The organism is Sutterella parvirubra YIT 11816, assembly GCF_000250875.1.
Classification (GTDB): Bacteria; Pseudomonadota; Gammaproteobacteria; order Burkholderiales; family Burkholderiaceae_F; genus Sutterella; species Sutterella parvirubra.
This window is the reverse complement of record NZ_JH605022.1, coordinates 5,502-12,927: the sequence shown is the minus strand read 5'-3', so window position 1 is coordinate 12,927 and position 7,426 is coordinate 5,502. Positions and strand designations below refer to the sequence as shown.

Genomic DNA, 7,426 nt, shown 5'->3' with positions numbered 1-7,426 from the left:
AGACGCCGCCCGCATGAAGCCGCCGCTCCCGCACGCGTAGACGCGGCGCTCGGCGATGTCGGGGACGAGCGCGAGGAGACGCTCGGCGTCGAGCCTGCCGCACTCGCGGCCCTCGCAGGGATCGCACTTCACGAAAGCCCGGTACGTGAATTCGGGGCGCGTCGCCGCGAGCATGTCGAAGTGCTCGCGGAAGGGGAAGGCGGCTTCGCTTTCCATGCAGCAGACGAGCATCGAGGGGGTGCCGGGGTGGCGCATGAGGAGGTCGCGGATCATCGCGACCATCGGCGTGATGCCGATGCCCGACGCCAGGAAGAGGTGCTTGTGCAGGGCGGCGTCCTCGGGGAGCGTGAGCGCCCCCATCGCGTCCGAGAGGCGGATGAGGGTGCCGGGCTGAAGGGACGTTAGCGCCTTCGTGCCTTCGCCCACGACCTTCACCGTGAAGGTGGGGCCGGTGCCCATCAGGGGAGATGTGGCGATCGTCCAGGGGCGCTCCAGGCCGTTGGGGAGCGTCACGATCGCGAACTGCCCCGCCTTCCAGGCGTAGGTCTCGGCACCCGCGTCGGCGGGCGTGAGCATGACGGTGCGGACGTTCTCGGCTTCAGGGGTGATCGAGCGGATGCGGAAGGCGTGGGAGGCCATGGGTGATCCTCGTACAAAAATCGGTTCGTCCGAGTATAGGACGGGAAAGACGAAGCGGGCGTCCCCCGTTGGGAGGACGCCCGCTCGTTCAAAGGAAGAGGTTCCCTCTTAGATCAGCGTGAAGAAGCGCGAAACCATGCGGATGCGTTCTTCGACGGTGTCGAGGCGCAGGAACTCCTTGTCGCAGTGGAAGCCGCCGCCCGCCGGCGCGCAGCCGTCGATGACGGGCACGCGCATTTCGGCGATGTGGTTGCCGTCCGAGCCGCCGCCCGCGTCCACCCACTTGGCTTCAAAGCCTTCGAGGCGGGCCGCTTCGGTGATCTTCGCCACGAGTTCCTTCGTGTCTTCCGAGAGCGGCATCGCGGGGGAGCGGCCCTTCAAGGCGATCTCCTGCGTGACGCCTTCGGCCCAGGTCTTCTCAGCGAGTTCGCGGAGCTTCTTGTCGAGCTCGACCCAGTGTTCGTCGAACCAGTAGCGCGTGTCGATGTCGACCGTGCAGAGTTCGGGAATCACGTTCGAGGCGCTGCCGCCCTTGATGACGCCGGGGTTGACCGTCGTGCCGAGTTCGCGGTCGGCGAGCTCGTACGCGGCGAGCGCGAAGCGCATCGCGGCGACGTTGGCGTTGGCGCCGTCGTAGGGGTTGTTGCCCGCGTGGGCCGCAACGCCGTGGAAGGTCACCTGGTACGTGCCCACGCCCTTGCGGGAGCGGACGAGCTCACCGCCGGCGCGCGCGGCTTCGAGAACGAGGACGTTCTTCGCGCGCTTGCCGTGCTCGCAGAGCCACTTCGTCGAGGCCTTCGAGCCCGTTTCTTCGTCGGGGTTGAAGGCGCAGCAGATCGAAAGACGGTCGAGGTCTTCCTTGCGGGCGTACTTGCAGGCGTAGTAGGCCGCAAGCACGCCGCCCTTGCAGTCGGAGCAGCCGGGACCGTAGGCGCGGTCGCCTTCGACGCGGAGCGGACGCGCCGCCGCCGTGCCGTCTTCGAAGACGGTGTCGAGGTGGCCGTTCAGCATCACGTCGTAGTGGTCGGCCTCGGGCTTGTTGCGGGCAAGGAGGCCCTTACCCACCGTGGGGCCGAGGTCGATGATTTCGCACGTGAAGCCGATCGACTCGAAGTAGCCCTTCATGATCTCGGCGGCGCGGGTGACGCCCGCCTGGTTGTGCGTGCCGCAGTCGAGGTTGACGAGCGGCTCGAGATCCTTGAGGTATTCCTGAAGCATCGTCATGACTTAGGACCCCAGAACGAGGAGGCGCATCACGAAGAGCGAGATGAAGGCCGTGATGATGGGCACCGCCATGATGAGCGGGATCATGCGGCCGGTGATGCCGATGACGCCGAGGCAGCGGCCCATGTACTGGACCTGCGAGCCCATGAGGTAGATCGCGGGCGTGAGGATGGCGATGTGCGTGCCGTTGATGGCGCCCTGGTCGAAGAGCGCGACGGCAACGCCGACGCCGCCGCCCATCGACATCCAGCCGCCCAGAAGAACCGTGGCGGCTTCACCCGGGAGGCCGAAGACGCTCATGATCGGGCTGAAGGCCGTGCCGATGAGGGCGAGCAGGCCCGAGTGCTGGAGGATCTTGATGATGACGAAGGCCATCAGGACGTTCGGGATCGTGGAGCTCGTGGCGATGCCCCAACCCTGAACGGCGCCCTTGACGAAGACGTCGGTGACCATCGGCTTGGCATTGGGATGTCCGGACATTTTCTTATTTCCTTGAATCAGTGAATCTGGTTGCGTCGTTTCAATGGGGGCCTGATCAGGCGGCCTTCTTCGCGGAACGGATGAGGAAGAGGCGCATCAGGTTGGCGGCGAAGACCTTGCCGAGCAGGAGCACGCCGAGGCACAGACCCAGGGAAACCGGAACGGCGAGCGAGCCGTCCGCGGCCGTGAGCGTGAAGAGCACGGCGCCCGAGCTGAAGAAGTTCGTGATGCAGGCGTCGGCCGTCATCTGGAAGGTGGCGAAGATGTGCACTTCGTCTTCCGTGAGTTCGTTGGCGTCCTTCAGCTGACGGGTGAGCGCGGCGCCGCCGTCGGTCGACTGAAGCGAAGCGATGAGGGCGAGCGTGGCCGACCCCGGGAGACCGAGGATCGGACGGAGGATCGGGGTGAGCATCTGACGCGCGGCGCGCAGGGCACCGTAGTGCTCGAACACCGTGATCATCGCGAGCGCGAACATGACGGTCGGCACGAGCGTGAGCGCGAACATGAAGCCGTCGATGGCGCCCGAGCCGCCCTTGCCGCGGAAGTTGGCCATGGAGGTCGTGAGTTCACCGCCCTTGTCGGCCACCGACGCGACGAGCGTGCCGAAGCTGCCGTTCATGGTCGTGAAGTCGAAGATGCCCCACCACTCCTTCGTGGCGCAGAGGCCGGAGAAGAAGACGATGGCGAAGATGAGAGAAACGTAGGCGCCGATCGTGACCTTGTCGTCATGAGCGGGCGCTTGCGGCTGAGTGGAAGTCGTCATATCAACAATCCCTTTTCTTTTTGTGTTGCGCCGGTCGCGTTCTTTCGCGAAAGGTGTCTTTCGGGAAAGAGAGGCCGACAGAGACGGGTTGGTACCCTTGGCCCCGAAGTTTACCGACAGTTACGGCGTTTGTGGGATCTTCGCCGGGCTTTCAAGCGTTTTTGAGGATGTCGGCAAAAACAGGCGCCTCTTTTGCGTCTTTGGGGTTTGTCGTGGTTTTGACGGGAGAGTGTGGGGTATTCCGCGCGCGTGTAAGCGCGTGCGTCTTGGGGATACTCCCGAAGGATTCGGCCGTCCGAAGGTGCAAGGAAACGCTTCCGGTCGGCGGGAGCCGCCCCGCGTCTCCTTTAGAATCACGGGATACGCGCCGCCCGGAAGCTTTGGGGAGAACCCGCGCTTCCGCCGAGAGCGGCGCACCGATTGGAGTGAATACATGTCGCTGAACGACCCCCGTTGGGGACGAGGCTCCGAGGAGCCCCCCGAAAACGAGAAGGATCGCAGGGCGGACGGGGCCGATGAGGCCGACGACCGTCAGGAACGCAACGACCGCAACGCCCGCGACGACGGGCGCAATGACCGCCATGCCCGCAACGACCGCGACGGCGGCGACGGGAACGGTCCCGAGGACGACCTTGATCAGCTCTGGGAGCGCTTCCGCGAGATGATGGGGTCGATCATGGGCGAACGTCAGCCCAAGCGCGGCGGCCGCCGCGATCCGCTCTCGCAGTTGAAGAGCCGCGACGACTTCTCGCGCGACGACGAGGAAGAGGACCGCGAGGACCGTTCGTACCGGTCCGGGCGCGATGAGCGGGACGAAGAGCCCCGCGACTGGCGCGAAGAGCAGGCCCGGCTCGATCGTGAGATCAACGCGCGCCGCGAAGCCTTCCGGCGCGCGGGCGAACGCATGCGCGGCCCGACGCAGAAGGGCGCGCGCTTCGGCTCCGGCATCCTCACTGCCGCCCTCGTGGTCGGCTGGGCCGCGAGCGGCTTCTACATCGTCCCCGAAGGCCAGACCGGCATCGTGACGACCTTCGGGCGCTACTCGGAATCGACCATGCCGGGCTTCCGTTGGCACTTCCCCGCGCCCTTCCAGGCCGTGGACTTGGTCGACGTCTCGAGCGTGCGTACGGCCGAAATCGGCGGGCGCGGGAGCTCGAACCGTCTTCAGGAAGCCCTGATGCTGACCGACGACGAAAACATCGTCGACGTGCAGTTCACCGTGCAGTACCGCATCAAGCCGGACGGCGCGAAGGCGTACCTCTTCAACACGCGCGCGCCCGACACGAGCGTCGTGCAGGCGGCGGAGTCCGCGATGCGCGAAGTGGTCGGCCGCAAGCTCATGGACAGCATCCTCTTTGAGTCCAAGGCCGAAATCGCCGAAGCCGTCAAGCACTCGATGCAGGACATGCTCGACCGCTACGGCACCGGGATCGAGGTGATGAGCGTCGCCATCCAGAACGCCCAGCCGCCGCAGCAGGTGCAGGCCGCCTTCAACGACGCGGTGAAGGCGGGGCAGGACCGCGAACGTTCGATCAACTTGGGTGAGGCGTACATGAACGCCGTGCTCCCGAAGGCCGAAGGTACGGCGAGCCGACTGCGCGAAGAGGCGGAAGCCTACAAGGCGCGCGTCGTCGAGACGGCGCGCGGCGACGCCGACCGCTTCGCGAGCGTGCTGGCTGAGTACGAAAAGGCGCCCGCCGTCACGCGCGACCGCATGTACGTCGACGCCATGCGCGACGTCTACCAGAACGTGACCAAGGTCTACGTTGATCAGAAGGCGGGCTCGAACCTGCTCTATCTCCCCTTGGACCGCCTGATCCGCGACACGAAGCGCGCGGCCGAGCCGGGCTACTCCGACACGGACGTGGCGTCGCAGAACGCGCTCGGGTCTTTGGGCTCGATGGGGAACACCAGCACCGCCGACACGATCACGACGGGGACCTCGAACGTGCCCGCGACGAGCAACAACGTGAGCGGGACCCTTCCCGCCGACCTCCTGCGCGACCCGCGCAGCCGCGTCCGCTGAACCTGAGGAGCGAGAATCATGAAACGCAGCGTTTCCCTTTTGATCGCGCTCTTCGTTTTGGGCGCCGCGGCACGGATGTGCCTCTACACCGTGAACGAACGCGAGTACGCGATGGTGTTCGCGTTGGGTGAATTGAAGGAAGTCGTGAACGAACCCGGCATCCACGTGAAGCTTCCGCCGCCTTTGCAGAACGTCGTCTACCTCGACAAGCGCATCCTGACGTTGGACGCCACCGGGGCGGATCTCGTGCAGACGTCCGAAAAGAAGAACCTTCTGATCGACACGTTCGTCAAGTGGCGCATCGGCGACCCGCGCCTCTACTGGGTTTCCTTCCAGGGGAGCGAGCGCGCCGCCGCGGACCGCTTGTCGGCGCTTCTTCGCGACGTGCTCAACATCTCGGTCAACAAGCGCACCGTCAACCAGATCACGTCGAGCGAACGCGAAAAGGCGATGGTTGAAATTTCGAGCCTTCTGCAGGACCGCGTGCGCGACGTCGGCATGGAAATCGTCGACGTGCGTCTGAAGCGCGTCGACTTCACGCCGGAAATTTCCGAGTCGGTCTACCGCCGCATGGAAGCCGAACGCAAGCGCGTCGCTTCGGAAGAACGCAGCAAGGGCGCCGCGCAGGCCGAACGCATCCGCGCGAACGCCGACCGCCGCAGCGAAGTGATCCTCGCTGAGGCCTACCGCGACGCGCAGCAGGTGAAGGGTTCGGGCGACGCCGAAGCCGCGAAGATCTACGCCGACGCCTTCGGCCGCGATCCGGAGTTCGCGCGCTTCTACCGGTCGCTGGAAGCCTACCGCTCGAGCTTTGCGGAAAAGAACGACGTCATGGTCGTGAGCCCCGATGCGGAGTTCTTCGACTTCATGAAGGCCCCGGCGGCGAAGAAGTAAATGTCCGGAGGCGAACTCTTCCTCCTCGTCGCCGGCTGGGTGATGATCATCGAGGGGCTCCTGCCCCTCATGAACCCCAAGGTCTGGCAGCAGGCGGCCGAGGCCGCCTCGAAGCTCCCGCCCGAAGTGGTCCGCCGCTTCGGCGCGGGCGTTTTGGCGACCGGACTCTTCTTCGTCTGGCTCGTTTTGTGGTGAGACGCCCCCTCGCCGACCCGGGTTCCGCGCGCAAAGGAGCCCGTACACGTGCTAAAGTCTGTCCGTAAGAGACGCGCAGTCGAAAACCGGCATGACGGCCCCGAAAGGTCGGGGCGGTGATTCCGGTTTTTTATCGTGTCTGCTTACGGCATGGCGGCCGCAGAAGGGCCCGGAATGCCGCAGGCAACCACTTTTCGGGCGATGTCGCCCGGCCTTCGGTTTGAACGGGATTCTTGCGGTGCGGCCGTGCTCCTTCGTGAGTGCGGCCGCAATTGTTTCCAACCCAATAGGAATTGCACAAATGGGCAAGAATGTAGTCGTGATCGGCGCTCAGTGGGGCGACGAAGGCAAGGGCAAGATCGTTGACTGGCTCACCGAGCAGGCCGACGGCGTCGTGCGCTTCAACGGCGGTCACAACGCGGGTCACACGCTCGTCATCAACGGCAAGAAGACCATCCTCCGCCTGATCCCCTCGGGCATCATGCATGCCGACAGCGTCTGCTACCTCGGCAACGGCGTCGTGTTCTCGCCGGAAGCGTTCTTCCGTGAAGTCGACGAACTCATTGCCGTGGGCGTGCCCAACGTCGAAAAGCGCCTTCGCGTCTCCGCCAACGCGCCGCTCATCATGCCGTATCACGTCGCGCTCGACCATGCCCGCGAAGCTTCGCTCGGCAACAAGAAGATCGGCACGACCGGCCGCGGCATCGGCCCGGCCTACGAAGACAAGATCGCCCGCCGCACGGTGCGCGTCGCCGATCTCTATCATCCGGAACGCTTCGCCGAGCAGGTCCGCGCGGTGATGAAGCTGCACAACTTCGTGCTGGAGAAGTTCCTCGGCGCCGAACCCTTGGATCCCGAAAAGGTGATCGCCGACACGCTCGCCTACGCGGAACGCCTCCGCCCGATGGTCTGCGACGTCTCCGAAACGCTTCACGAACAGATGGACGAAGGCCGCCAGTTCCTCTTCGAAGGCGCCCAGGGTTCGATGCTCGACATCGACCACGGCACGTACCCGTACGTCACGAGCTCGAACACGGTCGCGGGCGCGGCCTGCGCGGGCGCGGGCGTCGGCCCCCATCAGTTGAACTACGTCCTCGGCATCACGAAGGCCTACTGCACGCGCGTCGGCGAAGGTCCCTTCCCGACGGAACTCCATGACGACGTGGGCGAAGAACTCCGCAAGAAGGGGAACGAATTCGGCGCCG

8 protein-coding genes are annotated in these 7,426 nt (G+C 65.3%); 4 read left to right on the top strand and 4 right to left on the bottom strand.

From position 1 onward, the window contains the following. The 4 genes from HMPREF9440_RS10310 to HMPREF9440_RS10295 all read right to left on the bottom strand — a co-directional run. A partial coding sequence (locus HMPREF9440_RS10310) for a ferredoxin--NADP reductase (protein ID WP_040765675.1) occupies positions 1-639 on the bottom strand: 639 nt, incomplete at its 3' end. 108 nt (positions 640-747) lie between these two features. Further along, entirely contained in the window at positions 748-1,863 is a 1,116-nt protein-coding gene (locus HMPREF9440_RS10305) for a M20 family metallopeptidase (RefSeq protein ID WP_008543987.1), read from the bottom strand. A 3-nt stretch (positions 1,864-1,866) separates the two neighbouring features. After that, the gene (locus HMPREF9440_RS10300) at positions 1,867-2,343 is read right to left on the bottom strand and encodes a YjiG family protein (protein WP_040765674.1); all 477 of its coding nucleotides are present in this window, start codon (positions 2,341-2,343) and stop codon (positions 1,867-1,869) included. Positions 2,344-2,398: 55 nt separating this feature from the next. Then, positions 2,399-3,106, bottom strand: coding sequence for a nucleoside recognition domain-containing protein (locus tag HMPREF9440_RS10295; RefSeq protein WP_008543984.1), 708 nt, complete (start codon positions 3,104-3,106; stop codon positions 2,399-2,401). A 433-nt stretch (positions 3,107-3,539) separates the two neighbouring features. Between HMPREF9440_RS10295 and hflK the strand changes: the two genes are divergently transcribed. From hflK to HMPREF9440_RS10275, 4 genes are all read left to right on the top strand, one after another. After that, positions 3,540-5,132, top strand: a complete 1,593-nt coding sequence (gene hflK, locus HMPREF9440_RS10290; protein ID WP_008543979.1) for an FtsH protease activity modulator HflK — start codon at positions 3,540-3,542, stop codon at positions 5,130-5,132. A gap of 18 nt (positions 5,133-5,150) precedes the next feature. After that, positions 5,151-6,026: a protease modulator HflC gene (gene hflC, locus HMPREF9440_RS10285; protein ID WP_008543978.1), complete on the top strand. Its 876-nt coding sequence runs from the start codon at positions 5,151-5,153 to the stop codon at positions 6,024-6,026. After that, complete coding sequence (locus HMPREF9440_RS10280) at positions 6,027-6,221, top strand: DUF2065 domain-containing protein (RefSeq protein ID WP_008543977.1); 195 nt, start codon at positions 6,027-6,029, stop codon at positions 6,219-6,221. It abuts the gene before it with no gap. Positions 6,222-6,522: 301 nt separating this feature from the next. Continuing rightward, positions 6,523-7,426 (top strand): adenylosuccinate synthase (locus tag HMPREF9440_RS10275; RefSeq protein WP_008543973.1); only part of this gene is annotated, 904 nt, incomplete at its 3' end.